Raw genomic sequence first — 24,957 nt, forward strand, 5'->3', positions numbered from 1 at the left:
CAATAAGTTGGAGTCATTACCCAAAACTGAGGAAAATATAGGACAGCGCAATCATCGACAGCATTAAAATATAGCCGCTGTGACTGCCGGTGACGCTGGCCCATTTCATGGAGAGGGTGCCGGTTATTTCAGCAACGATAGCAAGACCTAAGAGGATCCAGTAAAACATGTTTTTCTCCTGCTTGAGAATATAATCCTTCGCGGCTCGCCAGTAACGGCAGCCGGATAAAAAAACGTAACAGATTAGCCGGACGCAATGCGCCAGCTCAGGCAGAGAGAGGGTCTACAGCGCGTTGCGCCAGTGTTGCTCGCCAGACGTAAGGCAAAAAGAGGAGAACAGAGCGGGAGTGATTTTTGATAAAACGGTGCTGAACAGATTGTCCATAAAATTACAATTATCTGCGGTGTTGCTTCTCGTCAGTGCAGATGAAAATTGTCTCCAGTAGTTAAACACAGCTGATTTCTACCATAAGCCAGGATTTTACTCAAAGCATTTTCATTTCTTTACCCTCATCGTTTGCGTTTGGTTAATTTATTAAGCGTGCTGCGCCGCTAGAATAAATATAAAGGACATTATCAGGAGCCAGCATGGCGAAACCCATTATTACCCTCAACGGATTAAAAATAGTCATTATGCTTGGCATGCTGGTGATTGTACTTACCGGGATCCGTTTCGCGGCAGATATTATCGTGCCCTTTATCCTGGCGCTGTTTATCGCCGTGGTGCTTCAGCCTGTTGTGCGAAGACTGGTGCGGCTTCGTCTGCCACGCGTGCTGGCTATCACCCTGCCGATTGTGCTTATCATGGTGCTGATGGCTTTGCTGGTGGCTTATCTCGGCACCTCGCTGAATGAACTGGCCCGCACCCTGCCGCACTATCGCACCTCGCTGGCCGTTCCGCTGCTGCATCTTGAGCCCTGGCTGCAGCGGGCCGGAATTGAGGTGTCGATGGAAGAGCTGCTGAAATATATTGACCCCAATGCCGCCATGACGCTGGTGACCGCCCTGCTGGCCCAGCTCTCCAGCGCCATGACCTCCATTTTTCTTTTACTGCTGACCGTGGTCTTTATGCTGCTGGAGGTGCCGCAGCTGCCGGCGAAACTCCAGCCTCTGATGACCCGCCCGGTGGAAGGCATGGCTGCCATCCAGCGCGCCCTTGACAGCGTGTCGCACTATCTGGTGCTGAAGACCGCCATTAGTCTGGTGACCGGGCTGGTGGTGTGGGGGATGCTGGCGGTGCTGGAGGTACGGTTTGCCTTCGTCTGGGCGCTGCTGGCCTTTGCGCTGAACTATATCCCCAACATCGGTTCGGTGCTGGCCGCCGTTCCCCCGATTGCCCAGGTGCTGGTCTTCAGCGGCTTTTACGCTGCGCTGGTGCTGCTGGCAGGTTATCTGCTGGTGAACCTGATCTTCGGCAATATCCTCGAGCCCCGCGTGATGGGCCGCGGGCTGGGTCTCTCCACCCTGGTGGTCTTTTTGTCGCTGATCTTCTGGGGCTGGCTGTTGGGTCCGGTTGGCATGCTGCTGTCGGTGCCCCTGACCATTATTGCGAAGATTGCGCTGGAGCAGACCCAGGGCGGCAAAAGCATTGCCCTGCTGCTCAGCGATATGAGCCGGGAAACGTGACGGTTAGCCAATCTCCAGCAGCGGCTTGCGGGTTCGTCCCGCCTGGCGGTAATGGGCAAGCGCTGATTGCCAGTCGGTAAAGGGCAACAGCGTCGTGTCACTGTAGTGGCTGGCGGCAAGCCATGACCAGATATCGCAAAATGCCGCCTGCCACGCCTCAGGTGTGAGCGCATCCAGATAGTTGCGGATATGAAACCAGTGCACCGCCGGAAAGTGACGCTGTAATGCAAAGGGCTGACCGGAGAGCAAACCGTAGCAGACAAAGACGGCGCTTTTGTCCATCGCCCCCAGGATCGCCAGCGCCAGCTCGCCGCCGGTGGCGTCATAGACGATATCGCTGGCCGCAGCGAGGGCACGCACGCTGTCAATGTCTTGCTGGGCAACGGGGATAATCCCCATCGCCCGCAGCCGGTCGGCATGTACCGGCGAGCGGTGAATGCCGTAAACCTCGGTTGCGTCCTGCCGCAGCGCCCACTGCCCCAGCAAAATGGCGCAGTCCGAACCGGCGGCAGTCAACAGCACCCGTTTCCCCTGTGGGGGATAGAGGCTGAGCATCAGCCAGGCCGCCAGTGGATTGATGAACGCCCGCGCCGCCAGCGAGTCAGGAATGGTATCCGGAACCGGGATCGCAAGCGTCGCCGGGCAATCCACATACTCTTGCCAGGTGCCTTCCCCACGCAGGGGCAGAACCCGCGTGCCGATAAGCGCCGCCGCGCTGTCCGGCGCGGCAATCACTCGCCCTACGCCTTCGTATCCGGCGACGGCAGGCAGGGTAATGCGATGGCGGTAAGCGCCCGTAATGGGGATAAGATCCGAAGCGTTGATCGGCGCCATCAGCATCTGCACCCGAATATCTCCCGATTTCAGCGGCGCTTTTATCGCCGTTTCCCGCCGCAGAACAGACTCAGGCTCACCAAACTGGCGGTAGCATAATACGGTGTTTTCCATACTCTAACGGCTGCGCTTGGCGTGACGCTCAAAGTTTTCCTGCTTCGCCTCACCTGATTTACGCAGCGCGACGTAACAGGCGCCACTGCCGCCGTGGTGCGGCTGGGCGACGCAAAAGGCCTGCACCGCCTCAAACTCGGTCAACCAGCGCGCCAGATAGCTGCGCACGATGTTGGCGTGAGAATTGTCGTCGCGCCCTTTACCATGAATGATAATCAGGTTACGCAGGCCGTCACGCTCCGCCTGACGAATAAAGGTATACAGCTGCTGGCGGCACTGCTCAACGGGCTGACGCAGCAAAGTAAGGCTCGCCTGACGCGGATATTTGCCCGAGCGCAGCTTGTCGATAACCCCCTGTTGTACCCCTTCACGCTGGAAAGCCAACTGCTCCGCAAGGGGGATGACATCCAGAAAGCCGGTGGTCAGAAAGTTATCGAGCTGGGTGATATCCACGGGCTGGCGGGTACGCGAGGCGCGCGTTGGCTGCCAGTGGACCTCGGTACAGCGCTTGAGGGGCTGGACATCCTCCATCGCATCAAGAAAAAGCGATTTATCTTCTGGGTTCATGGCATCCTCCTGCTTAGCTGACAGGCTACTATACCTGCCCCCTCACCCTGGCTCAATGCGGCGTTACCCTGTCTGCACGGCCAAAAAACAACCAGTAAGAAAATAATAATAAATACAGTTATTTTAATTAATAATTAAAGCGCACTTAAGTTTATTTTTATTAATGATAAACTTTATGACTCAGGTAAAACTTTTAAAAACCAGGCGCTTTCTTATCTGTATTATTGTCAAAAAAATGATATATACAAAGGTATCTGCACTATGGAAACAATAAGCAGAGTCGCATGTGGAGCAATGCTGTGTGTACTGTGGGGTCTGTTGGATGTCGACAGGCTCCATTTTTTTAAGGTGAATGTGGTTAAGAAATAACCTGCCGGGCATGGCGCCTGAATTGTGTGATTAATGAATCGGTCAACGGCGTCTGTCGGGAATCTCTTCTTTGAATCAGGTAATAGGTGGCTTTTGGTAAAGGTTCTTTTACCGGGATCATGACCAGACGCTGTGCCAGCAGCGGGTCGCAACCCAGTTCCTGCGGCAAAATGCTGAGAAAATCACTGTGGGCCACCAGGCTAATACTTGATGAAAACGTTTCGCATACCACGCCAATATGCGGGATTTGTTGGCGATGAGAAAACATCTCTTCCAGCTGCTTATAATAACTGCCGCGCGGCGTTGGCATTGTCCAGCTGTATTTCAGTAACTCATTAATTGATTTAGCGCCAGTCGCCGGATGACCTTCACGACAAAATATCGCAAACGGTTTCTCAAACAATTTTTCAAACGTGAACTCATGATCATAAGGGCCCTGATAATAGGTATTTATGGTGAAATCGAGTTCGCCCTGGCGTAATTCATTAATCATCGACACTAATTGCCCTTCCATAATCCGCACCTTCACCTGCGGATGCTGCTGATGGAAGCGTTTGATAACCGCGGGCATTAACAAACGAGCAATACTGGCGCCCATGCCGATATTAATTTGCCCCGCCTGCTGGCCTTGTCGCTGACGAATATCATCCTGGGCGCTGCGTAACTCTTCGAGGATCAGGCTGGCATGCTGATAAAAACTCTCTCCGCACTCGGTGAGAGTCACCCCTTTACTGCGGCGGATGAACAGCTGCGCCGCGATGCCCTCCTCCAGCTCTTTAATCGATTTGGTCAGCGCCGGTTGCGACAGGTTCAGTACCCGGCTGGCTCCCCGAATGCTTCCCTGTTTTGCCACTTCCACGAACGCCCGCAGCTGGTGAAATTTTACCTGAAATGTCATGTCGGCACCGATAACCGTTGTTTATCAGAGAAAAGAAACTGTCATCTACTGTAATGGAATTGATTGTGCGAGGGTAAGCCACGAACGGTTAAATCTGTGAAAAAACGGTTAGTGATAAGTAAAAACTATCACAGTGTGAAGCAGTTCACACATTCTTATGATAGAGGAAACGAAATGCAGAGACTGGCGCAGGACCTGAAGGCCCTCTTCCCCCAACTCACCGCGTGGCGACGCGATTTTCACCATTTTGCTGAATCCGGATGGGTCGAGTTCCGCACCGCGGCAAAGGTCGCAGAGATACTGGATCAGCTAGGCTATGACCTGGCGATGGGCCGGGATGTGGTCGATGCCGACACCCGGATGGGCCTGCCAGACGACGCCACCCTGGCAGAGGCCTTTGCCCGCGCGCGTCAGCAAGGCGCGCCTGAAAAATGGCTTAGCGCCTTTGAAGGCGGTTTTACCGGTATTGTCGCCACGCTGCAAACGGGCCGCCCCGGGCCGACGCTGGCGTTTCGCGTGGACATGGACGCGCTGGATCTTGATGAAGCCCGCGACAACGACCATCTTCCCTTCCGGGAAGGTTTTGCCTCCTGTAACGGCGGCATGATGCACGCCTGCGCCCACGATGGGCATACCACCATTGGTCTTGGACTGGCGCATCTGCTGATGCAGTACCGCGAGCAGCTCAACGGCACCATCAAACTGATCTTCCAGCCTGCCGAAGAGGGTACCCGCGGCGCACGGGCGATGGTGGCGGCAGGCGCGCTCGACGGCGTGGACTATTTCACCGCCATCCACATTGGCACCGGCGTGCCTGCGGGCACCGTCATCTGCGGCAGCGATAATTTTATGGCCACCACCAAATTCGACGTGCGCTTTACCGGCGTGGCGGCGCATGCGGGCGGCAAGCCTGAAGAGGGACGCAACGCCCTGCTGGCCGCTGCCCAGGCGGCGATCGGCCTGCACAGCATCGCCCCGCACAGCGAAGGTGCGTCGCGGGTTAACGTCGGCGTGATGCAGGCGGGCAGCGGCCGTAACGTCGTGCCCGCCAGCGCCCTGCTGAAAGTGGAGACCCGCGGCGAGAGCGAAGCGATTAACAACTACGTCTTTGCGCGCGCCAAAGCGGTGATTGACGGTGCGGCGGCGATGCATGGCGTCAGCAGCGAGTTGCGCCTGATGGGTGCAGCCACCTCCAGTACGCCGTCCCCGGCGTGGGTCAACTACTTACGCGAACAGGCGCAACAGGTGGCAGGCGTTGAGCAGTCCATCGATAAGGTGAAAGCCCCTGCCGGCTCGGAAGATGCCACCCTGATGATGGCCCGGGTCCAGCAAAACGGCGGGCTTGCCTCCTATATGGTATTTGGCACCACCCTCAGCGCCGGACATCACAACGAAAAATTCGATTTCGATGAGACGGTGATGTTGATTGCCATCGAAACCCTGGCGCGTACCGCGCTTAACTTCCCGTGGACGCGAGGTGTGTAATGTCGTCAATTTACCGTTTTGTTGAGGATGCCATCGACACCCGCGCGCAGCAGTTTACCGCCATTGCCGATGCGATCTGGGATCACCCGGAGACCCGCTTCGAAGAGTTCTGGTCTGCCGAACGGCTTGCCAGCGCCCTGGAAGAGACGGGCTTTACCCTGACCCGGGAGGCCGGTGGCATACCGAACGCCTTTATTGCCAGCTACGGCGAGGGGAAACCGGTTATCGCCGTTCTGGGGGAGTATGACGCCCTGGCAGGATTAAGCCAGCAGGCGGACTGCGCCACCCCGCAAAGCGATACCCCGGGAGCCAACGGCCACGGCTGCGGGCATAACCTGCTCGGCACCGCCGGGCTGGCAGCCGCGGTGGCGGTAAAAAGCTGGCTGGAGCAGCAGGGTGGCAGCGGTACTGTGCGCTTTTACGGCTGCCCCGGCGAAGAAGGCGGATCGGGAAAAACCTTTATGGTGCGCGAGGGGTTGTTCGACGATGTGGATGCCGCCGTTACCTGGCACCCCGAAGCATTCGCCGGGATGTTTAACGTCAGCACCCTGGCCAACATCCAGGTGGCATGGCGTTTTCACGGCACCGCGGCCCATGCAGCGAACTCCCCGCATCTTGGCCGTAGCGCGCTGGATGCCGTCACCCTGATGACCACCGGCACCAATTTTCTCAATGAACATATTATTGAAAAAGCCCGGGTCCATTACGCCATCACCGATACCGGCGGCATCTCACCGAACGTGGTGCAGGCTCAGGCGGAAGTCCTCTATCTGATCCGCGCCCCGGAGATGGCTGACGCGCAGCAGATCTATGAGCGTATCGAAAAGATTGCCCAGGGTGCGGCGCTGATGACCGAAACCACCGTGGAGCGACGCTTTGAAAAGGCCTGCTCCAGCTACCTGCCTAACCGCACCCTGGAGGCCGCCATGTACCGCGCCGTTCAGCATTACGGTACGCCAGAGTGGAGCGACGAGGAGCGCGGCTTCGCGGCGGAGATCCGCGCCACGCTGAGCGACAACGATCTGCAGAACAGCCTGAAAAATATCGCTGCCACCGGGGGTGAAGCGGGTAAGCAGTTTGCCCGCCGCCATCAGCAGACCCTGCTGATTGACGAGGTGGCCCCTTATGCCATCACCGATAATGTGCTTGCGGGCTCCACCGATGTGGGTGATGTGAGCTGGAAAATGCCGGTTGCCCAGTGCTTCAGCCCCTGCTTTACCGTGGGCACGCCGCTCCATACCTGGCAGCTGGTTGCCCAGGGCCGCACCTCCATCGCCCATAAAGGCATGCTCCAGGCGGGCAAAGTGATGGGCGCAACAGCCCTGGCGCTTCTTCAGGATCCGGCGCTGCTCGCCGCCTGCCGCGAGGAGTTTACTCAACAAATCACTGAAAAACCGTACGTTTGCCCGATTCCAGAAAACGTGACACCGTCACCTTTAAAATAATAAAACACAACAACACAACACTCCCGAGGAACGCCCATGAGTATGTCATCCATACCTTCGCATTCCCCATCCGGCAAGCTCTATGGTTGGGTTGAAAGGATCGGTAATAAAGTGCCCCATCCTTTCCTGCTATTTATCTATTTGATTGTGATTTTGATGGTCGCTACCGCCATATTATCGGCCTTTGACGTCAGCGCCCGTAATCCGGCTGACGGCAGCATGGTGGCGGTAAAGAATCTGCTCAGCGTTGAAGGTCTGCACTGGTTTTTACCGAACGTGGTTAAAAACTTCAGCGGCTTCGCGCCGTTGGGGGCCATCCTGGCGCTGGTGCTGGGAGCGGGTCTGGCTGAACGTTCCGGCCTGCTGCCTGCGATGATGGTCAAGATGGCCTCCCACGTCAGCGCGCGTTACGCCAGCTATATGGTGCTGTTTATCGCTTTCTTCAGCCATATCTCATCGGATGCCGCGCTGGTGATCATGCCCCCGATGGGAGCGCTGATCTTCCTTGCGGTGGGAAGGCACCCGGTGGCGGGTCTGCTGGCGGCCATCGCCGGGGTCGGCTGTGGCTTTACCGCCAATCTGCTGATCGTCACCACCGACGTGTTGCTTTCCGGTATCAGCACCGAAGCGGCAAAATCCATCGATGCTGCGATGCACGTCAGCGTGATCGACAACTGGTACTTTATGGCCAGCTCGGTGATTGTGCTGACCCTTGTCGGGGGGCTGATCACCGATAAGATCGTGGAGCCGCGTCTGGGCAAGTGGCAGGGCAACAGCGATGAAAAGCTGGATGCATTAACGCCAGAGCAGCGCCGGGGGCTGCGGGTGGCTGGGGTGGTGTCGCTGCTCTTTATCGCCGCCATTGCGCTGATGGTGGTGCCGGAGAGCGGTATCCTGCGCGATCCGGTGAAACATACCGTTCTGCCTTCGCCGTTTATCAAAGGCATCGTGCCGCTGATTATCCTCTTCTTCTTTGTCGTCTCGCTGGCCTACGGTATCGCTACCGGGAAAGTGCGTCGTCAGGGCGATCTGCCGCAGCTGATGATCGAGCCGATGAAGGAGATGGCCGGGTTTATCGTGATGGTGTTCCCGCTGGCGCAGTTTGTCGCCATGTTTAACTGGAGCAACATGGGCAAATTTATGGCGGTGGGGCTGACCGATATTCTGGAGAGTGCCGGGCTGAGCGGCGTGCCGGCGTTTGTGGGCCTGGCGCTGCTGTCGTCCCTGCTCTGCATGTTTATCGCCAGCGGCTCGGCCATCTGGTCGATCCTGGCCCCTATTTTCGTGCCGATGTTCATGCTGCTGGGTTTCCATCCGGCGTTTGCGCAGATCCTCTTTCGCGTGGCGGATTCATCGGTCATCCCGCTGGCGCCGGTCTCCCCCTTTGTGCCGCTGTTTTTAGGCTTCCTGCAGCGCTACAAGCCCGAGGCGAAACTGGGTACCTACTATTCGCTGGTGCTGCCGTATCCGCTTATCTTTTTAGGGGTATGGTTGCTGATGCTGGTGGCGTGGTATCTTGTCGGCCTGCCTATCGGGCCAGGGGTCTACCCGCGACTGAACTAAGGAATGTGCCAGATGCTGAGATTACTCGAAGACAAAATTGCTACGCCCCTTGGGCCGCTGTGGGTCATTGCCGATGAGCAATTCAACCTGCGCGCCGTTGAGTGGGAGGAGCACAGCAACCGGATGGTGGAGCTGCTGAATATCCACTACCGGGCGCAGGGCTACGAGCGCATCAGCACCAGCAATCCGGGCGGGCTGAGCGAAAAGCTCACCGCCTGGTTCGAGGGCGATCTCAGCATTATCGATACCCTGCCAACCGCCACCGCGGGTACCCCTTTTCAGCGTGAGGTGTGGCAGGCGTTGCGTTCCATTCCCTGCGGCCAGGTGATGCACTACGGGCAGCTGGCAGCACAGCTTGGCCGCCCGGGTGCGGCGCGTGCCGTCGGGGCAGCTAACGGCTCCAATCCGGTCAGTATTGTGGTGCCCTGCCATCGCGTTATCGGACGTAACGGCACCCTCACCGGGTATGCTGGCGGGGTGCAGCGCAAAGAGTGGTTACTGCGTCATGAAGGCTATTTACTGCTGTAGTTCCAGGCTTTTAGTGCTTAATATTCCTTAAGTTAATTGAAATATCCGCAACCAAGTTGTGGAATTTCAAGAAGATGCTGACACATTCACGCTTCTTGACCTTATTGATGGTTTAGCAGGCTTACGCAGGGTCAAAAAAGATGTTAAAATTGACCAATATCAATTAAGGCTTGAGCATACCTATGATCCCGGAAAAGCGAATTATTCGACGCATTCAGTCTGGCGGTTGTGCTATCCATTGTCAGGACTGCAGCATCAGCCAGCTCTGTATCCCGTTTACCCTGAATGAGCACGAGCTTGATCAGCTTGATAATATTATCGAGCGTAAAAAGCCGATTCAGAAAGGGCAGACGCTGTTTAAAGCGGGAGACGAACTGAAGTCGCTGTACGCTATCCGCTCTGGCACTATTAAAAGCTATACCATCACCGAACAGGGCGACGAGCAGATCACCGGCTTCCACCTGGCGGGCGACCTGGTCGGCTTTGACGCCATTGGCACCGGTAACCACCCGAGCTTCGCCCAGGCGCTGGAAACCTCAATGGTCTGCGAAATCCCGTTTGAAACGCTGGACGATCTGTCAGGCAAAATGCCTAACCTGCGCCAGCAGATGATGCGTCTGATGAGCGGTGAGATCAAAGGGGATCAGGATATGATTCTGCTGCTTTCCAAAAAGAATGCAGAAGAACGCCTGGCCGCGTTTATCTACAACCTCTCCCGTCGTTTCGCCGAGCGCGGCTTCTCTCCTCGTGAGTTCCGTCTGACCATGACCCGTGGCGATATCGGTAACTACCTGGGCCTGACCGTTGAGACCATCAGCCGTCTGCTGGGGCGTTTCCAGAAAAGCGGCATGCTGGCGGTAAAAGGGAAATACATCACCATTGAGAATGGTGAAGCGCTGGCAGTGCTGGCGGGCCACTCGCGTAACGTCGCATAAATTCATCTGACTTCTGTTTGCCAGATCGGTAATTTTACTGATTTATTGATCTGGCAAAACTTCCCCTCTGTTTCATTTCAGATATATAGGTTACTCTTTTACTTACAGACTGTGGTGACAGTAGTAAGGAGACCTGTATGGCAAAGTATCAAAACATGCTGGTGGCCATCGATCCTAATCAGGACGATCAACCGGCGTTACGACGAGCTGTCTATTTACATCAACGGATTGGTGGCAGAATCAAAGCGTTTCTGCCGATATATGACTTTTCTTACGAAATGACCACCCTTCTGTCGCCTGACGAACGCACCGCCATGCGTCAGGGCGTGATCAGCCAGCGTACGGCCTGGATCCGCGAACAGGCAAAATTCTATCTTGATGCCGGTGTACCCATTGAGATTAAGGTGGTGTGGCATAACCGTCCGTTTGAAGCCATCATCCAGGAAGTGGTGAGCGGCGAACACGATCTGCTCCTGAAAATGGCCCATCAGCACGACAAGCTCGAGGCGGTGATTTTCACGCCGACCGACTGGCACCTGCTGCGCAAATGCCCGTGCCCGGTGTGGATGGTTAAAGACCAGCCGTGGCCGGAAGGCGGCAAAGCGGTGGTGGCGGTCAATCTTGCCAGCGAAGAGAACTACCACAACGCCCTCAACGAGAAGCTGATCAAAGAGACGCTCTATCTCGCCGAGAAGGTCAACCATACCGAAGTCCACCTTGTGGGCGCCTACCCGGTTACGCCCATCAACATCGCCATCGAACTCCCGGAATTTGACCCGACCGTTTATAACGACGCCATCCGCGGCCAGCATCTGCTGGCGATGAAATCCCTGCGGCAAAAATTTGGTATCGATGAAAAACTGACCCATGTCGAAAAAGGGCTGCCTGAAGAGGTGATCCCCGATCTGTCCGAGCATCTGCAGGCCGGTATCGTGGTGTTAGGCACTATTGGCCGCACCGGTATTTCAGCCGCCTTCCTCGGCAACACCGCCGAACAGGTGATCGACCATCTGCGCTGTGATCTGCTGGTCATCAAGCCCGATCAGTATCAAACCCCGGTTGAGCTCGACGACGACGAAGACGACTAAACATAAAAAAGCCCGCCAATTGGCGGGCTTTTTTTCTAGCTCTCGGTGACAGGCTGTGTCGAAGGCTGTGCCCTCTCGCCCTCTTTCATCCACGGTGCATGCAGCACCATGCTTGGCAGAGCCAGTTTTACCCCTTCATCATTCAGGCTCTCCAGGATACGGATATTGATCTCCTGCTGGATATCCATGTATTTGTTGTAATCCGCGGTGTTGACGATATGCACCACCTCAAAGGTGAGACGGTCTTTGTCAAAACCGAGCAGATGGGCACGGTCAAAACGCGTTTCGCCGATATCGGTGATGATTTTTTTCACGTTATCGCCAATGATGCGCAGCTTCTCAGGCGGCGTGTCGCTGGCAACGCCGAAGGTAAAGACGATTCGGCGCGTCTGCATACGCTTATAGTTGTGCAGCGTTTGCTGAAGCAGGATCGCATTACCGCAGACAATCTGCTCCCCGCTCAGGCTGCGAATACGCGTCGTTTTAAGACCGATATGCTCCACCGTCCCGGCCACGTCGTTAAACACCACGAAATCGCCAATTTCGAAGGGTTTATCGAACCCAATTGAGAGCGAAGCGAAGACGTCGCTCAGGATGGTTTGCACCGCCAGGGCAATGGCGATACCCCCGACCCCCAGGCTTGCTACCAGCGCCGTGATGTTGACGCCGGCGTTGGCAAGAATAGAGAGCAGCATCACTGACCAGACAATCGCCCGCAGGATCAGGCCGGTGATCACCAGAGTGACCGGGTTTTTATGGTTTCCCGGCGCCAGCATAACGTGTCGCAGCCAGGAGACCACCCCCTGATCCATCCAGAGCGCCACCTGAATCGCCAGCACGAGGAACCAGGCGTGGCTGAGGGTGCCGGAGAGGCGGTCAGGAAGTTCCACGAAGCGCAGGCTGATAAGAAAAGCGACCACAAAGAGCATGACCCGGCTGGTTCTGTTCAGCATCTCGGTGAGGATCAGCTGCATCCGGCGTGTGGTGGGATGTTTATCGCCCCAGTTGGTGATCCCCTTGTGTACAAAGGTGATGATGCGCTTTAACAGCCAGTAAACCAGAAGCGTCACCACCACCACGGTACCGAAGCCAATCCAGAACGTGGGGGTCATTATGAGCGCCAGAAAATCGAAGTGGGACAAAAACCGCATTATCTCTCCTCCCTTCACACAAAGTTAAAAGTATAGACAGATGGAATACGTTGGCGGCAGAAATAAGAAAACCGCCCTGTTGGGCGGTTTATTCACTGTGGATAAGAGAGGCTTAGAGCGCTTTTAAGATCGCATCCACGCTGGCTTTGGCATCGCCAAACAGCATGTGGGTGTTCTCTTTAAAGAACAGCGGGTTCTGTACACCAGCGTAACCGGTGTTCATGGAGCGCTTGAAGACGATAACATTCTGCGCCTTCCACACTTCCAGAACCGGCATACCGGCGATCGGGCTCTTCGGATCGTCCTGTGCCGCCGGATTGACGGTATCGTTGGCGCCGATGACCAGCACGGTATCGGTGTCGGAGAAGTCGTCGTTGATCTCATCCATCTCCAGCACGATATCGTAAGGCACTTTCGCCTCTGCCAGCAGCACGTTCATGTGGCCCGGCAGACGCCCGGCAACCGGGTGAATACCGAAGCGCACCTTAATGCCGCGAGCACGCAGACGTTCGGTGATTTCCGCAACCGGATACTGCGCCTGCGCCACCGCCATGCCGTAGCCTGGGGTGATGATGACCGTATGCGAGTTTTTCAGCATGTCGGCAGTCTCTTCGGCGCTGATTTCACGATGCTCACCCACCTCTTCGTCACCGCCGGAGGTCTGTCCGTCGGTACCAAAGCCCCCGGCGATCACGCTGATAAACGAGCGGTTCATCGCCTTACACATGATGTAGGAGAGGATCGCACCGCTTGAACCCACCAGCGCACCGGTGACGATCAGCAGGTCGTTGCTCAGCATAAAGCCCGCCGCCGCCGCCGCCCAACCGGAGTAGGAGTTCAGCATGGAAACCACCACCGGCATATCGGCCCCCCCGATAGAGGCCACCAGGTGCCAGCCAAATGCCAGCGCGATGATGGTCATCACCAGCAGCGCCAGTACCTGCAAGCCCACGCTGTCGGTGCGCACGAAGACCACCATCAGCAGAAACGACACCACCAGCGCGGCGAGGTTCAGCTTATGACGGTTTGGCAGCATCAGCGGTTTAGAGGAGATCTTGCCGCGCAGCTTACCGAAGGCCACGATAGAACCGGTAAAGGTTACCGCCCCGATGAAGATGCCAAGGAACACTTCAGTCAGGTGGATATTAACCAGAATCGGCTCCATACCCGGTTCGTGATAGAGGTAGCTGTTAAAGCCAACCAGCACCGCGGCCAGACCGACGAAACTGTGCAGGATCGCCACCAGTTCCGGCATCTCGGTCATTTCAACGCGTTTGGCAAGACGAATACCAATCGCACCACCGATGATCATCGCCACCAGGATCCACGCGACGTTGCCGGTGTCCGGTCCGAAAATCGTGGCAATCAGCGCAATCGCCATCCCGGCGATACCAAAGTTATTGCCCTGCTGCGACGTTTCATGTTTTGAAAGCCCCGCGAGGCTGAAAATAAACAGGACCGCGGCAACAATGTATGCAGCGGTAACTAATCCTCCAGACATAGGTTACCCCTTATCCCTTACGAAACATTTTCAGCATGCGCTGAGTCACGGTGAAACCACCGAAAATATTGATACTGGCGATCAGTACCGCGATAAAGCTCAGGAAACTGACCCAGCCGCCGTGACCAATCTGCAATAATGCTCCGACCACGATGATCCCGGAGATGGCGTTGGTAACCGACATCAGCGGCGTATGCAGCGCATGGGAAACGTTCCACACCACGTAGTAACCTACCACGCAGGAGAGCGCAAAGACGGTGAAATGGCCGAGGAACTCTTTCGGCGCAACGTCTGCCAGCCAGCCAAAGAGGATAATGGCCAGCGCCATCAAGGCGTACTTACGCCACGGCGAAGCAGGTTTTTCAGGCTCTTTCGGGGCTGGAGCAGCCTTGGCGGCGGCCTGCGGCTGCGCGGAAACCTGAATCGGCGGTGCCGGCCAGGTGATCTCACCCTCGCGGACCACGGTGACGCCACGCACGACGACGTCCTCGAAATCAACGGTGATCGTGCCGTCTTTCTCTTTGCAGAGCAGCTTCAGCAGGTTCACCAGGTTGGTGCCGTAGAGCTGGGAGGACTGGGTTGGCAGACGGCCCGGCAGATCGGTATAGCCGATCACCTTCACGCCGTTAGCGGTGGTGGTGACCACACCCGGAACGGTGTATTCGCAGTTGCCGCCGTTTTGCGCGGCCAGATCGACGATCACGCTACCGGCCTTCATGGAGTCGACCATTTCGCGGGTGATCAGTTTCGGTGCCGGTTTGCCCGGAATGAGCGCAGTGGTGACAATGATGTCCACCTCTTTCGCCTGGGCAGCGAACAGCGCCATCTCGGCTTTAATAAAGGCTTCGGACATCACTTTGGCGTAGCCGTCGCCGCTGCCCGCCTCTTCTTTGAAGTCCAGTTCCAGGAACTCGGCGCCCATACTCTGCACCTGTTCTTTTACTTCCGGACGGGTATCAAAAGCACGAACGATTGCGCCGAGGCTGTTCGCCGCACCAATGGCGGCCAGACCGGCAACGCCTGCGCCAATCACCATAACTTTCGCGGGTGGGACTTTACCCGCAGCGGTGATCTGGCCGGTAAAGAAGCGACCAAACTCATGCGCCGCCTCGACGATGGCGCGGTAGCCGGCGATGTTCGCCATTGAGCTCAGGGCATCCAGCGACTGCGCACGCGAGATACGCGGCACAGAGTCCATCGCCATGACGGTGACGCCGCGCGCCGCCAGCTTCTCCATCAGCTCCGGATTCTGGGCTGGCCAGACGAAGCTCACCAGCGTGGTGCCCGGATTGAGCAGCGCAATTTCATCCTCTTCTGGTGCATTGACCTTCAGAATGACGTCCGAATGCCAGACGTTTGCGCCGTCTACAATCTCTGCGCCCGCCTGAACAAACGCCTCGTCATCGAAACTTGCCAGCTTGCCTGCGCCGCTTTCAACCGCGACGGTAAAACCCAGTTTCAGCAGCTGTTCCACCGTTTTTGGTGTCGCTGCTACACGGGTTTCATTGGCAAACCGTTCTCTTGGTACCCCAATACGCATAGTAATCCCTTCCATCGGTTTTTGATGATGGTTTGTCGAATATTCATCACGGATATATAACGACGGTAACAGGCGTTAACCTGCTACTCACGCATATCCGCAGAAAATAAAACAGTAACAAACTTTCTATAACCTACTGAAAATACCGCCTGTGATCCACAGCAAGAAAACACTTTTTATGTCTTTAACTGTCAAAAATAAGTGATCTGCATCTCTGACAGGCATATCTGCCTTTATTTCTTCGTCAGGGCCGATGTTTAGCTCAGTCGAAGCGGTAAAAACACGATATAGCGCCAGCCAGAAACAACTTATTAACATTAAATCAACTTGTGAAAGTTATATGCTTTATTAGTTTTAGTGGTCAAACGGGTATTTTTTCAACATATCTCTAAAGGTTATGGAAATTGATCGTCACCTTGCCGGGTACCGCAAAAAATGGCGCAGACAGCAGAGGGTGTTAAATGCAATAATCGTCAACGTTTTCAAATTAACAACTACACCAGTACCTGGTTTGCGTAAGGCGAAGGATTATTTTTATGAAGCTTAAGAACACTCTCCTGGCGTCCGCACTCCTTGCTGCGACCGCTCTGTCTGCCAATGCCGCGACAGAGTTAACGCCGGAGCAAGCGGCTGCAACGAAACCTTACGATCACGTTACGATCGTAGGTCGTTTTAACGCAATTGGCGATGCAGTTAATGCCGCCTCCAAACGTGCCGATAAAGAGGGCGCCGCCGCATTCTACGTCGTGGATAACTCCGAATACGGCAGCAGCGGCAACCAGCGCGTCACCGTTGCGCTCTATAAAGCCGATGCCCCGAAAGCGGAAGAGGTGAAAAACCGTGTCATTAACGGTGTGATGGAACTGCCTAAAGATCAGGCCGTTCTGCTTGAGCCGTATGATACCGTCACCATTCAGGGCTTCTACCGCAGCCAGCCGGAAGTGAACGACGCCATCACCAAAGCCGCTAAAGCGAAAGGGGCTGACGCCTACTACATCGTTCGCCAGATCGATGCTAACCAGGGCGGTAACCAGCGCATCACTGCTTACATCTATAAAAAAGACGCGAAAAAACGTGTCCTGCAGAGTCCGGATGCTATCCCGGCTGACTCTGATGCCGGTCGCGCAGCCATTGCCAAAGGCGGCGAAGAAGCGAAGAAAGTGGAAATCCCGGGCGTGGCAACCAGCGCTGCACCAGGCGCCAGCGTTGCTGGTGTGGGTCGTTTCTTTGAAACCCAAACCACCAAAGGCGGTCGTTACAGCGTTACTCTCAACGACGGCACCAAAATTGAAGAGCTGAACAACGCCACTGCCGCGCAGATGATTCCGTTCGACAGCATCAAATTCACCGGTAACTACGGCAACATGACCGAAATTTCTTACCAGGTGGCGAAGCGTGCGGCGAAGAAAGGGGCCAAGTATTACCACATCACCCGCCAGTGGCAGGAGCGCGGTAATAACATGACCATCAGCGCTGACCTGTACAAATAAGTAACCTGTTTCACTCAGGCGGCGTTATGCCGCCTTTTTTTTCGCTTTACCGCCACAATTCGGCCCTTCCTCATTGCATGCGTTCGTAACACTCCGTAAAATCCCGCGCCTTAGCGTTATTCACCATTTTTATGCGCTTCGACGAAATAATTATTCTGGAACCGACCCCTTTTTAAACAGGATGCCAATGGAAAAGAAACTTGGCCTGAGCGCTTTGACTGCGCTTGTTTTAAGCTCCATGCTCGGTGCGGGTGTATTCAGTCTGCCGCAGAATATGGCGGCCGTCGCCAGCCCGTCTGCGCTGCTTATCGGCTGGGGGATCACCGGCATCGGGATCCTGCTGCTGGCCTTCGCCATGCTGCTGCTGACGCGCATTCGTCCCGACCTCGACGGCGGTATTTTTACCTACGCCCGTGAAGGCTTTGGTGAGCTGGTGGGTTTCTGTTCCGCCTGGGGCTACTGGCTGTGCGCGGTGATCGCCAACGTCTCTTATCTGGTGATCGTCTTCTCTGCGCTGAGTTTCTTTACCGACTCCCCTGAACTTCGGCTCTTTGGCGATGGCAATACCTGGCAATCCATTGTCGGCTCCTCGGTGCTGCTGTGGATCGTGCATTTCCTGGTACTGCGCGGCGTCCAGACCGCGGCCAGTATCAACCTGGTCGCAACGCTTGCGAAGCTGGTGCCGCTGGGGCTCTTTATCGTGCTGGCGTTTATTGCGTTTCGTCTCGATCTCTTCAGCATGGACTTTTCCGGCGTGGCGCTGGGTGTCCCGGTCTGGGAGCAGGTGAAAAACACCATGCTGATCACCCTGTGGGTCTTTATCGGGGTGGAAGGCGCGGTGGTTGTCTCGGCCAGGGCGCGCAATAAGCACGATGTTGGCCGCGCCACGCTGTTGGCCGTACTGGCCGCATTAGGGGTCTATCTACTGGTCACCCTGCTCTCGCTGGGCGTGGTGGCGCGTCCGGAGCTGGCGGAGATGCGTAACCCCTCGATGGCGGGCCTGATGGTGAAAATGATGGGTTCCTGGGGCGAGGTAGTGATTGCCGCCGGTCTGATCGTCTCCGTATGCGGCGCCTATCTGAGCTGGACCATTATGGCGGCAGAAGTGCCGTTCCTGGCCGCAACCCATAAAGCCTTCCCGCGTCTATTTGCGCAGCAGAACAAAAACAATGCGCCGTCCGCGTCGCTATGGTTGACCAACATCAGCGTGCAGATCTGTCTGGTGCTGATCTGGCTCACAGGTTCAGACTATAACACGTTGTTAACCATCGCCTCCGAGATGATTCTGGTACCCTATTTCCTGGTGGGCGCATATTTGTTAAAAATAGCTACCCGACCGATGCATACCGTCGTGGGGATGGGCGCCTGTATTTACGGCTTATGGCTGCTGTATGCCTCCGGACCGATGCATCTGCTGCTCTCCGTCGTGCTCTATGCGCCGGGACTGCTGGTGTTTATTTATGCCCGTCGCACGCACCAGCTCCAGCACGCGCTGAAGCGCCGTGAAATCGTGCTGATTGGCTTATTACTGGTTGCCGCATTACCGGCAACGTGGATGTTGATGGGATAAGCAACCGCGTCCCATCGTCGAACGGATAAGGAGAAAACGATGGGACAGGCAAAACCGCTCCCGATCCTGATTACTGGCGGAGGTCGTCGTATCGGCCTCGCGCTTGCCCACCATTTCTTGAATCTTCACCAGCCTGTCATTGTCAGCTATCGCACAAAATACCCGGCGATCGAGACCCTGTGCGAGGCGGGTGCAACCTGTATTCAGGCGGATTTTTCCTCTGACGAGGGCATTCTGGCCTTTGCCGACCAGGTAAAAGCGGAAACCACCGGGTTACGCGCCATTATTCATAATGCCAGCGCATGGATGGCGGAATCCCCGGAACACTCGCTAAGCGACACGCTCTCCTGCATGTTGCAGATCCACGTCCATGCCCCTTACCTGCTCAACCACGCTCTACAAGGGCTGTTGCGCGGCCACGGCCATGCCGCCAGCGACATCATCCACTTTACCGACTACGTGGTTGAGCGCGGCAGCGATAAGCACATTGCTTACGCCGCCAGCAAAGCCGCGCTGGATAACATGACCCGCTCGTTTGCCCGCAAGCTGGCCCCGGAGGTGAAAGTCAACGCCATCGCCCCGTCGCTGATTATGTTTAATGAACATGACGATGCCGACTATCGTCAGAAGGCGCTGAATAAGTCCCTGATGAAAATCGCCCCGGGAGAAAAAGAGGTGATTGATTTAATCGACTATATTCTGACCAGCTGCTACGTCACGGGCCGATCCTTTGGCGTGGATGGCGGGCGTCCTTTACGTTAGTGAAAGCGGCTCCAGCAGAAAATTAACACCCAGGCGCTGAGGCTCCAGCAGAGTACCGCCCCGCCCAGCGCCAGCGGCAAACGCATCATGCCGGTGAAGTACCAGAGCGAAAGCAGATAGAGAAAATAGGGAATAATCGACCACATGCCAAACACGATGGTCGCCCGCAGCGCCTCAATACCCCGCGCCGAGGCGACGATATAGTGGGCAATGAGGGCAAAGGTGGGAAACAGCGGAATCAACCCGGCAATGTAATAATTTTTGCTTTTCGCCAGTACCCCAATCAGTAACACCACCAGCGCACCTAACGCCGCTTTTATTACCAGCCCCATCCATTCCCCCTTAACAAGACAATAACAATGTCGGGCAGCATAACGGAACGGCAACATTTTGCGAATGATTAATGGAAGGTTAAGGTTGCGCGGTGTATGTTGGCGTTTTCCGTAGACACAGCCTTGCTATGAACAAGATCGTATACGTTGAGGATGAACCTGAAGTCGGTCAGTTGATCGCCGCTTATCTGGGTAAACATGATATTGAGGTCATCGTCGAACCGCGCGGCGACCGCGCAGAAGAGGTGGTGGCGCGGGAAAAACCCGATCTGGTGCTGCTGGATATTATGCTACCGGGTAAAGATGGCATGACCCTGTGCCGGGATCTGCGCGCCCGCTGGAACGGGCCGATTGTGCTGCTTACTTCCCTCGACAGCGACATGAACCACATATTGTCCCTGGAGATGGGGGCAAACGACTACATCCTCAAAACCACCCCTCCGGCTGTACTCCTTGCACGCGTGCGCCTGCATCTGCGCCAGCACGTTGCTGCATCCAGCGACACCCCGGCCCCGCAGCTCACCCCGCACAAGGCGCTGCGTTTTGGCACACTCTCCATCGATCCGGTCAATCGCCAGGTGCTGCTTTCCGGCGAGCAGGTGGCGCTGTCGACGGCCGATTTCGACCTGCTGTGGGAGCTGGCAACCCATGCCGGGCAGATTATGGATCGGGACGCGCTGCTGAAAAACCTGCGCGGCGTCAGCTACGATGGCCTGGACCGCAGCGTGGACGTGGCCATCTCCCGCCTGCGCAAGAAGCTGCTGGATAACGCTACCGAACCGTTCCGCATTAAAACCGTGCGTAACAAAGGCTACCTTTTCGCGCCCCACGCCTGGGACGTATAACAGGGGCGACAGCCGCCCATTTTTACCCCTGATGATTAACCTTTTGCGCCCGCCCGCATAATATGTATTATGTTATAACATAACACTTATGAGGGTGAGAACGTGTTTAATCAAAACAGGGCGCTGGCTTTTGTCCTAACTTTATTCGTGCAGCCGGTAGTCGCCGCCACGGTTTATCCGCTGACGGTAGAGAACTGCGGCATTAAGGAGACCTTTACTCAGGCCCCGCAGCGGGTAGTGACGGTGGGGCAACACGAGACGGAATTGCTCCTGGCGCTGGGGCTCGAAAAGAAGATCGGCGCGACCTCGGTCTGGTTTGGCCCTCTGCCAGATGCGCTGGCAAAACAGGGTAACGGGCTGAAAAAGCTGGCGGATAACGCCCCCTCCTTTGAAGCGGTCACCGCGGAGCGTCCTGATCTGGTGCTGGCCCAGTATCACTGGCATATCGGGCCGCAGGGGGAAACGGGCACCCGGGAACAGTTCGCCACACTGGGGATCCCGACCTGGATCTCCCCTTCCGACTGCATCGGCAAAAGCGTCACCGACAGCTCGAACGGTGACGGGGCGCGGAGCACACCGTTTTCCATCACCGAAATCGAACGCGAAATCGATGAACTGGCGACCATTTTCGACGTCCAGCCGCAGGGTAATGCGCTTAACGAGGCGCTGAAACAGCGTATTCAGCAGGCGCAGGCCCGTGCTGCCGCGAAACAGACTCGTCCCCTGAAAGTGGTGTTCTGGTTCTCCAGCAGCCGTCTGAAAGGCGATCCCTGGGTGGCTGGCGATTACGGCGCGCCGGGGTGGATAAGCCACACGCTTGGGCTGAAAAACATCATTGATTCCCATGACGAATGGCCTGCCGTGACCTGGGAGCATATCGCCCAGGCGCAGCCTGACGTGATCGTCATCGCTGAGATGTCCCGCCGTCTCTACCCTGCGGATGATGTGGCGGTTAAAAAGGCCTTTTTAAACGACGATCCGGTGACCCGAAACATCCCCGCCGTGAAAAAGGGGCAGATCGTGGTGGTGCCCGCAATGTCACTTAACCCCTCCCTGCGTAATGTCGATGCCGTTGAGGCGATCGGCGAGAAACTGGCAACGTTCCAGGCTGAACAATGAGTATCATGATTCTCCGCGCCCCCTTTACCCTGCCGCGCTGGCGGCAGCATAGCCTGATGGCCGTCGGGATAGTGACGCTGCCGTTGATGCTGGTTTTCGCTGCCACCGTCGGGGATATGCCGGTGTCGTATGCGAACGCAGGTAAAGCCATTCTCAACGGTCTGGGGCTTGGTAGCTATCTGCTGCCCCAGGTTGAGGAGGGCATTGTCTGGCAGTACCGCATGAGCCGGGCCCTGATGGCCGCCTGCAGCGGAGGGGGTCTGGCGCTTTGCGGCCTGGTAATGCAGGCCATCCTGCGAAACCCGCTGGCGGAGCCCTATCTGCTGGGGATCTCCTCCGGTGCGTCGCTGGGGGCCGTCTGTGTGATGTTGCTGGGTATTGGCGGCAGCTCGCTGGGCATCAGCGGCGGCGCCTTTATCGGCGCCTGCTGCGCGTTCGGGCTTATCATGCTCATCACCCACGGCATGACCGACAGCCCGCCACGAATATTGCTGGCGGGCATCGCCGGGACGCAGCTCTTTAACGCCCTGACCGCCTACATTGTCAGTACCTCCGCCAATGCCGAGCAGTCGCGCAGCGTGATGTTCTGGCTGCTGGGCAGCCTGAGCGGGGTTCGCTGGCCGGATGCTATCCTGGCTCTGGTGGTCGTGCTGGCCGGATCTATGGTGATCTTCGCCTTTTCACGAGCGCTGGATACCTTCACCTTTGGCGATGAAGTCTCCACTACCCTCGGCGTGCCGGTCACCCTGGTGCGCATTATCCTGCTGCTCACCTGCGCGCTGGTGACGGCGGTAATGGTCAGTATCATTGGCGCGGTGGGGTTTGTCGGGCTGGTGATCCCGCACGTTACCCGGATGCTGTGCGGCCCCGGGCATCGCCGCTCAATTCCCCTGACCTTCCTGATCGGGAGTCATTTCATGATCCTCGCCGATGTGGTTTCCCGCACGCTTATCACCCATCAGGTCCTGCCCATTGGCGTGGTCACCGCGTTAGTCGGCGCGCCTGCCTTTGTGGTTCTGCTCTATCGCAGCCGGGAGAAAAACGTATGACCCTTTCATTAAGCGGATTGCAGGTCACCTTCCAGTCCCGCCAGGTGCTGAACAACATCAATCTGCACCTGGAGGCGGGTGAAATTGTCGGTCTGTTAGGCCCGAACGGCTCGGGAAAATCGACGCTGCTGCGCTGTCTGGCCGGGTTACTCCCCCGTCATGCGCACCATATTCAGTTGAACGGCACCCCGCTCAATAAAATCTCCGTGAGAGATCGGGCCAAACAGCTGGCCTTTGTTCCCCAGCATGCCGGAGTGGATGGCGATCTCTGCGTGGAGCAGATTGTCCGGCTGGGGCGCACGCCGCACCGCAGGGGGCTTTTTGGCTGGAGTGAAAAGGACGACCAGGCGGTTGAGCACGCTATCCGCCTGATGAAACTTGCCGGGCTGCGTCACCGGCTGTGGCGGCAGCTTTCCGGCGGAGAGAGACAGCGCTGCCAGATCGCCCGCGCCCTGGCCCAGCAGCCACGGCTGCTGATCCTCGATGAGCCGACCAACCATCTGGATATTGAGTATCAGCTGGAGCTGATGACGCTGATTACGCAGCTGCCTATTACGGTGGTGGTGGCCCTTCACGATTTGAATCTCGCCGCCAACTACTGCCACCGGCTGGTACTGCTGAAATCCGGCAGCGTGATAGCCAGCGGTCCGCCTGATGCGGTGCTGACCCCTGCTCTGATAGAAGACGCCTGGCATGTGCAAGCGGACGTCATGAAACAAGGCAAAACCTTCAACATTCGCTATGCCATGCGGCAGCCCATTGCGTAAAGTAGGCGATGCCCGCTCTTAGCGAGTCAATCTTACGTTCGGGCAGCCTCTTTAACGCGTTGTAGCTGGGTGATATTTCATGAAAAAACTGTTTGTGCAGTTTTACCTTCTGTTGTTCGTCTGCTTCCTGGTGATGACCATGCTGGTTGGGCTGGTCTATAAGTTCACCGCCGAGCGGGCAGGCAGACAGTCGCTGGATGATTTGATGAAAAGCTCGCTCTATCTGATGCGCAGTGAACTGCGTGAGATCCCCCCTCACGACTGGGCGCGCACCATCAAAGAGCTGGATCTGAACCTCTCATTCAAACTGCGCATCGAGCCACTGAAGAAATACACCCTGGATGCCCCGACCATGCAGCGGCTTCGCGAAGGCGATATCGTGGCGCTGGACGATCAGTACACCTTTATTCAGCGTATTCCGCGCAGCCATTACGTCCTGGCGGTCGGCCCGGTGCCGTATCTCTACTTCCTGCATCAGATGCGCCTGCTGGATATCGCCCTGCTGGCCTTTATCGCCATTTCGCTCGCCTTCCCGGTGTTTATCTGGATGCGCCCCCACTGGCAGGACATGCTGCGCCTCGAGGCCGCCGCCCAGCGTTTCGGCGACGGGCATCTGACCGAGCGGATCCACTTCGACAGCGGCTCCAGCTTTGAGCGGCTGGGGGTGGCCTTTAACCAGATGGCTGACAATATCAACGCCCTCATCGCCAGCAAAAAACAGCTGATCGACGGTATCGCCCACGAGCTGCGCACCCCCCTGGTACGGTTGCGCTACCGGCTGGAGATGAGTGAAAACCTGACCGAAACAGAGTCGCAGGCGCTGAATCGCGATATCAGCCAGCTCGAGGCGCTGATTGAGGAGCTGCTGACCTATGCCCGCCTCGACCGACCGCAGAACGAACTTAAGCTCACCACCCCGGATCTGCCTGCATGGCTGCGCAGCTACGTGGAGGATGTGCAGAGCGTCAACCCGCAGCGCACGTTGCTGATCAGCAGCGTGGACGGCGATTACGGCGCGCTGGATATGCGTTTGATGGAGCGGGTGCTGGATAACCTGGTCAACAACGCCCTGCGCTACAGCGATAACCAGCTGCGGATCGCATTGACGCTAAACGGCAGCCGCGCCAGTTTGTCGGTGGAAGATGATGGTCCGGGCATTGCGCCAGAGGCCCGCCAGCGGGTATTTGAGCCTTTTGTCCGACTCGACCCGAGCCGGGACCGCGCCACCGGCGGCTGCGGCCTGGGGCTGGCGATCGTCCACTCTATCGCCCAGGCGCTGGGGGGGGACGTCAGCTGCGAAGCCAGCGACCTCGGCGGCGCCCGTTTCTGCTTCAACTGGCCCGTCTGGCATCATATCGCCCTGCCCATCCCTGACTGAC

The 24,957-nt window shown here is 56.8% G+C and carries 23 protein-coding genes and 1 pseudogene; 15 read left to right on the forward strand and 9 right to left on the reverse strand.

Annotated elements, in window-relative coordinates:
- Positions 1-22: 22 nt before the first annotated feature.
- Together B3X29_RS07355 and B3X29_RS22640 are read right to left on the reverse strand one after the other, a co-directional pair.
- Positions 23-169, reverse strand: a pseudogene (locus B3X29_RS07355) (SMR family transporter); the annotation flags it as partial.
- A gap of 114 nt (positions 170-283) precedes the next feature.
- Positions 284-454: a hypothetical protein gene (locus tag B3X29_RS22640; protein WP_419196031.1), complete on the reverse strand. Its 171-nt coding sequence runs from the start codon at positions 452-454 to the stop codon at positions 284-286.
- A 134-nt stretch (positions 455-588) separates the two neighbouring features.
- Here B3X29_RS22640 and B3X29_RS07360 point away from each other — a divergent pair, with 134 nt between their 5' ends.
- Complete coding sequence (locus B3X29_RS07360) at positions 589-1,626, forward strand: AI-2E family transporter (protein ID WP_159339004.1); 1,038 nt, start codon at positions 589-591, stop codon at positions 1,624-1,626.
- Between the two features lie 3 nt (positions 1,627-1,629).
- Here B3X29_RS07360 and B3X29_RS07365 read toward each other — a convergent pair whose 3' ends face one another.
- The 3 genes from B3X29_RS07365 to B3X29_RS07375 all read right to left on the reverse strand — a co-directional run bounded on the left by B3X29_RS07365 (position 1,630) and on the right by B3X29_RS07375 (position 4,408).
- The gene (locus tag B3X29_RS07365; RefSeq protein ID WP_159339006.1) at positions 1,630-2,574 is read right to left on the reverse strand and encodes a zinc-dependent alcohol dehydrogenase family protein; all 945 of its coding nucleotides are present in this window, start codon (positions 2,572-2,574) and stop codon (positions 1,630-1,632) included.
- Between the two features lie 3 nt (positions 2,575-2,577).
- Positions 2,578-3,141 (reverse strand): DNA endonuclease SmrA, encoded by a 564-nt coding sequence (gene smrA, locus B3X29_RS07370; RefSeq protein ID WP_103179422.1) that lies wholly within the window; start codon positions 3,139-3,141, stop codon positions 2,578-2,580.
- A 358-nt stretch (positions 3,142-3,499) separates the two neighbouring features.
- Positions 3,500-4,408, reverse strand: a complete 909-nt coding sequence (locus B3X29_RS07375; protein WP_103179421.1) for a LysR family transcriptional regulator — start codon at positions 4,406-4,408, stop codon at positions 3,500-3,502.
- Positions 4,409-4,582: 174 nt separating this feature from the next.
- Between B3X29_RS07375 and B3X29_RS07380 the strand changes: the two genes are divergently transcribed.
- The 6 genes from B3X29_RS07380 (at position 4,583) to uspE (ending at position 11,452) form a co-directional block, all read left to right on the forward strand.
- The gene (locus B3X29_RS07380; RefSeq protein WP_159339008.1) at positions 4,583-5,893 is read left to right on the forward strand and encodes a M20 family metallo-hydrolase; all 1,311 of its coding nucleotides are present in this window, start codon (positions 4,583-4,585) and stop codon (positions 5,891-5,893) included.
- Positions 5,893-7,338 carry a M20 family metallopeptidase gene (locus B3X29_RS07385; protein ID WP_159339010.1) on the forward strand — a complete coding sequence of 482 codons (1,446 nt, stop codon included), beginning with the start codon at positions 5,893-5,895 and terminating at the stop codon, positions 7,336-7,338. The genes B3X29_RS07380 and B3X29_RS07385 overlap by 1 nt, the downstream gene beginning before the upstream one ends.
- Before the next feature lie 36 nt (positions 7,339-7,374).
- Positions 7,375-8,901 carry a p-aminobenzoyl-glutamate transporter gene (gene abgT / locus B3X29_RS07390; RefSeq protein ID WP_290517662.1) on the forward strand — a complete coding sequence of 509 codons (1,527 nt, stop codon included), beginning with the start codon at positions 7,375-7,377 and terminating at the stop codon, positions 8,899-8,901.
- A gap of 12 nt (positions 8,902-8,913) precedes the next feature.
- Positions 8,914-9,429, forward strand: a complete 516-nt coding sequence (gene ogt, locus B3X29_RS07395; RefSeq protein ID WP_103179417.1) for a methylated-DNA--[protein]-cysteine S-methyltransferase — start codon at positions 8,914-8,916, stop codon at positions 9,427-9,429.
- Between the two features lie 182 nt (positions 9,430-9,611).
- Positions 9,612-10,364, forward strand: a complete 753-nt coding sequence (gene fnr, locus B3X29_RS07400; protein WP_032617879.1) for a fumarate/nitrate reduction transcriptional regulator Fnr — start codon at positions 9,612-9,614, stop codon at positions 10,362-10,364.
- 137 nt (positions 10,365-10,501) lie between these two features.
- On the forward strand, positions 10,502-11,452 hold the full coding sequence (gene uspE, locus B3X29_RS07405; RefSeq protein ID WP_103179416.1) for a universal stress protein UspE: 951 nt from the start codon (positions 10,502-10,504) through the stop codon (positions 11,450-11,452).
- A 35-nt stretch (positions 11,453-11,487) separates the two neighbouring features.
- Here uspE and B3X29_RS07410 read toward each other — a convergent pair whose 3' ends face one another.
- The 3 genes from B3X29_RS07410 to pntA all read right to left on the reverse strand — a co-directional run bounded on the left by B3X29_RS07410 (position 11,488) and on the right by pntA (position 15,644).
- Positions 11,488-12,603: a mechanosensitive ion channel family protein gene (locus B3X29_RS07410; RefSeq protein WP_290517663.1), complete on the reverse strand. Its 1,116-nt coding sequence runs from the start codon at positions 12,601-12,603 to the stop codon at positions 11,488-11,490.
- A gap of 112 nt (positions 12,604-12,715) precedes the next feature.
- Positions 12,716-14,104 (reverse strand): Re/Si-specific NAD(P)(+) transhydrogenase subunit beta, encoded by a 1,389-nt coding sequence (gene pntB / locus B3X29_RS07415; RefSeq protein ID WP_103179414.1) that lies wholly within the window; start codon positions 14,102-14,104, stop codon positions 12,716-12,718.
- A gap of 10 nt (positions 14,105-14,114) precedes the next feature.
- Positions 14,115-15,644 (reverse strand): Re/Si-specific NAD(P)(+) transhydrogenase subunit alpha, encoded by a 1,530-nt coding sequence (pntA, locus tag B3X29_RS07420; protein WP_103179413.1) that lies wholly within the window; start codon positions 15,642-15,644, stop codon positions 14,115-14,117.
- 536 nt (positions 15,645-16,180) lie between these two features.
- Between pntA and ydgH the strand changes: the two genes are divergently transcribed.
- From ydgH to folM, 3 genes are all read left to right on the forward strand, one after another.
- Positions 16,181-17,134, forward strand: a complete 954-nt coding sequence (ydgH, locus tag B3X29_RS07425; RefSeq protein ID WP_103179411.1) for a DUF1471 family protein YdgH — start codon at positions 16,181-16,183, stop codon at positions 17,132-17,134.
- Between the two features lie 187 nt (positions 17,135-17,321).
- The gene (locus B3X29_RS07430; protein WP_103179410.1) at positions 17,322-18,704 is read left to right on the forward strand and encodes an amino acid permease; all 1,383 of its coding nucleotides are present in this window, start codon (positions 17,322-17,324) and stop codon (positions 18,702-18,704) included.
- 39 nt (positions 18,705-18,743) lie between these two features.
- A complete protein-coding gene (gene folM, locus B3X29_RS07435; protein ID WP_103179409.1) occupies positions 18,744-19,466 on the forward strand; it encodes a dihydromonapterin reductase in 723 nt (240 codons plus the stop codon).
- Here folM and B3X29_RS07440 read toward each other — a convergent pair.
- Positions 19,463-19,798 carry a GlpM family protein gene (locus B3X29_RS07440; protein ID WP_159339012.1) on the reverse strand — a complete coding sequence of 112 codons (336 nt, stop codon included), beginning with the start codon at positions 19,796-19,798 and terminating at the stop codon, positions 19,463-19,465. The genes folM and B3X29_RS07440 overlap by 4 nt on opposite strands.
- A 128-nt stretch (positions 19,799-19,926) precedes the next feature.
- Here B3X29_RS07440 and rstA point away from each other — a divergent pair, with 128 nt between their 5' ends.
- The 5 genes from rstA (at position 19,927) to rstB (ending at position 24,956) form a co-directional block, all read left to right on the forward strand.
- Positions 19,927-20,643, forward strand: coding sequence for a two-component system response regulator RstA (gene rstA, locus B3X29_RS07445; RefSeq protein WP_103179407.1), 717 nt, complete (start codon positions 19,927-19,929; stop codon positions 20,641-20,643).
- A 102-nt stretch (positions 20,644-20,745) separates the two neighbouring features.
- On the forward strand, positions 20,746-21,762 hold the full coding sequence (locus B3X29_RS07450; protein WP_159339014.1) for an ABC transporter substrate-binding protein: 1,017 nt from the start codon (positions 20,746-20,748) through the stop codon (positions 21,760-21,762).
- Between the two features lie 5 nt (positions 21,763-21,767).
- Positions 21,768-22,811: a FecCD family ABC transporter permease gene (locus tag B3X29_RS07455; protein WP_233210489.1), complete on the forward strand. Its 1,044-nt coding sequence runs from the start codon at positions 21,768-21,770 to the stop codon at positions 22,809-22,811.
- Positions 22,808-23,578 carry an ABC transporter ATP-binding protein gene (locus B3X29_RS07460; protein ID WP_159339016.1) on the forward strand — a complete coding sequence of 257 codons (771 nt, stop codon included), beginning with the start codon at positions 22,808-22,810 and terminating at the stop codon, positions 23,576-23,578. Before B3X29_RS07455 ends, B3X29_RS07460 begins: the two co-directional genes overlap by 4 nt.
- Positions 23,579-23,657: 79 nt before the next feature.
- Positions 23,658-24,956 carry a two-component system sensor histidine kinase RstB gene (gene rstB, locus B3X29_RS07465; protein ID WP_103179404.1) on the forward strand — a complete coding sequence of 433 codons (1,299 nt, stop codon included), beginning with the start codon at positions 23,658-23,660 and terminating at the stop codon, positions 24,954-24,956.
- The last annotated feature ends 1 nt before the right edge of the window (position 24,957 follow it).

Source organism: Leclercia sp. UBA5076, assembly GCF_002416465.1.
GTDB lineage: Bacteria > Pseudomonadota > Gammaproteobacteria > Enterobacterales > Enterobacteriaceae > Enterobacter.

Bases quoted from the DNA above. Each gene is read 5' to 3' on its own strand.
- B3X29_RS07360 (WP_159339004.1), top strand. From the start codon at position 589: ATGGCGAAACCCATTATTACCCTCAACGGATTAAAAATAGTCATTATG.
- B3X29_RS07365 (WP_159339006.1), bottom strand. From the start codon at position 2,574: ATGGAAAACACCGTATTATGCTACCGCCAGTTTGGTGAGCCTGAGTCT.
- smrA (WP_103179422.1), bottom strand. From the start codon at position 3,141: ATGAACCCAGAAGATAAATCGCTTTTTCTTGATGCGATGGAGGATGTC.
- B3X29_RS07375 (WP_103179421.1), bottom strand. From the start codon at position 4,408: ATGACATTTCAGGTAAAATTTCACCAGCTGCGGGCGTTCGTGGAAGTG.
- B3X29_RS07380 (WP_159339008.1), top strand. From the start codon at position 4,583: ATGCAGAGACTGGCGCAGGACCTGAAGGCCCTCTTCCCCCAACTCACC.
- B3X29_RS07385 (WP_159339010.1), top strand. From the start codon at position 5,893: ATGTCGTCAATTTACCGTTTTGTTGAGGATGCCATCGACACCCGCGCG.
- abgT (WP_290517662.1), top strand. From the start codon at position 7,375: ATGAGTATGTCATCCATACCTTCGCATTCCCCATCCGGCAAGCTCTAT.
- ogt (WP_103179417.1), top strand. From the start codon at position 8,914: ATGCTGAGATTACTCGAAGACAAAATTGCTACGCCCCTTGGGCCGCTG.
- fnr (WP_032617879.1), top strand. From the start codon at position 9,612: ATGATCCCGGAAAAGCGAATTATTCGACGCATTCAGTCTGGCGGTTGT.
- uspE (WP_103179416.1), top strand. From the start codon at position 10,502: ATGGCAAAGTATCAAAACATGCTGGTGGCCATCGATCCTAATCAGGAC.
- B3X29_RS07410 (WP_290517663.1), bottom strand. From the start codon at position 12,603: ATGCGGTTTTTGTCCCACTTCGATTTTCTGGCGCTCATAATGACCCCC.
- pntB (WP_103179414.1), bottom strand. From the start codon at position 14,104: ATGTCTGGAGGATTAGTTACCGCTGCATACATTGTTGCCGCGGTCCTG.
- pntA (WP_103179413.1), bottom strand. From the start codon at position 15,644: ATGCGTATTGGGGTACCAAGAGAACGGTTTGCCAATGAAACCCGTGTA.
- ydgH (WP_103179411.1), top strand. From the start codon at position 16,181: ATGAAGCTTAAGAACACTCTCCTGGCGTCCGCACTCCTTGCTGCGACC.
- B3X29_RS07430 (WP_103179410.1), top strand. From the start codon at position 17,322: ATGGAAAAGAAACTTGGCCTGAGCGCTTTGACTGCGCTTGTTTTAAGC.
- folM (WP_103179409.1), top strand. From the start codon at position 18,744: ATGGGACAGGCAAAACCGCTCCCGATCCTGATTACTGGCGGAGGTCGT.
- B3X29_RS07440 (WP_159339012.1), bottom strand. From the start codon at position 19,798: ATGGGGCTGGTAATAAAAGCGGCGTTAGGTGCGCTGGTGGTGTTACTG.
- rstA (WP_103179407.1), top strand. From the start codon at position 19,927: ATGAACAAGATCGTATACGTTGAGGATGAACCTGAAGTCGGTCAGTTG.
- B3X29_RS07455 (WP_233210489.1), top strand. From the start codon at position 21,768: ATGATTCTCCGCGCCCCCTTTACCCTGCCGCGCTGGCGGCAGCATAGC.
- B3X29_RS07460 (WP_159339016.1), top strand. From the start codon at position 22,808: ATGACCCTTTCATTAAGCGGATTGCAGGTCACCTTCCAGTCCCGCCAG.
- rstB (WP_103179404.1), top strand. From the start codon at position 23,658: ATGAAAAAACTGTTTGTGCAGTTTTACCTTCTGTTGTTCGTCTGCTTC.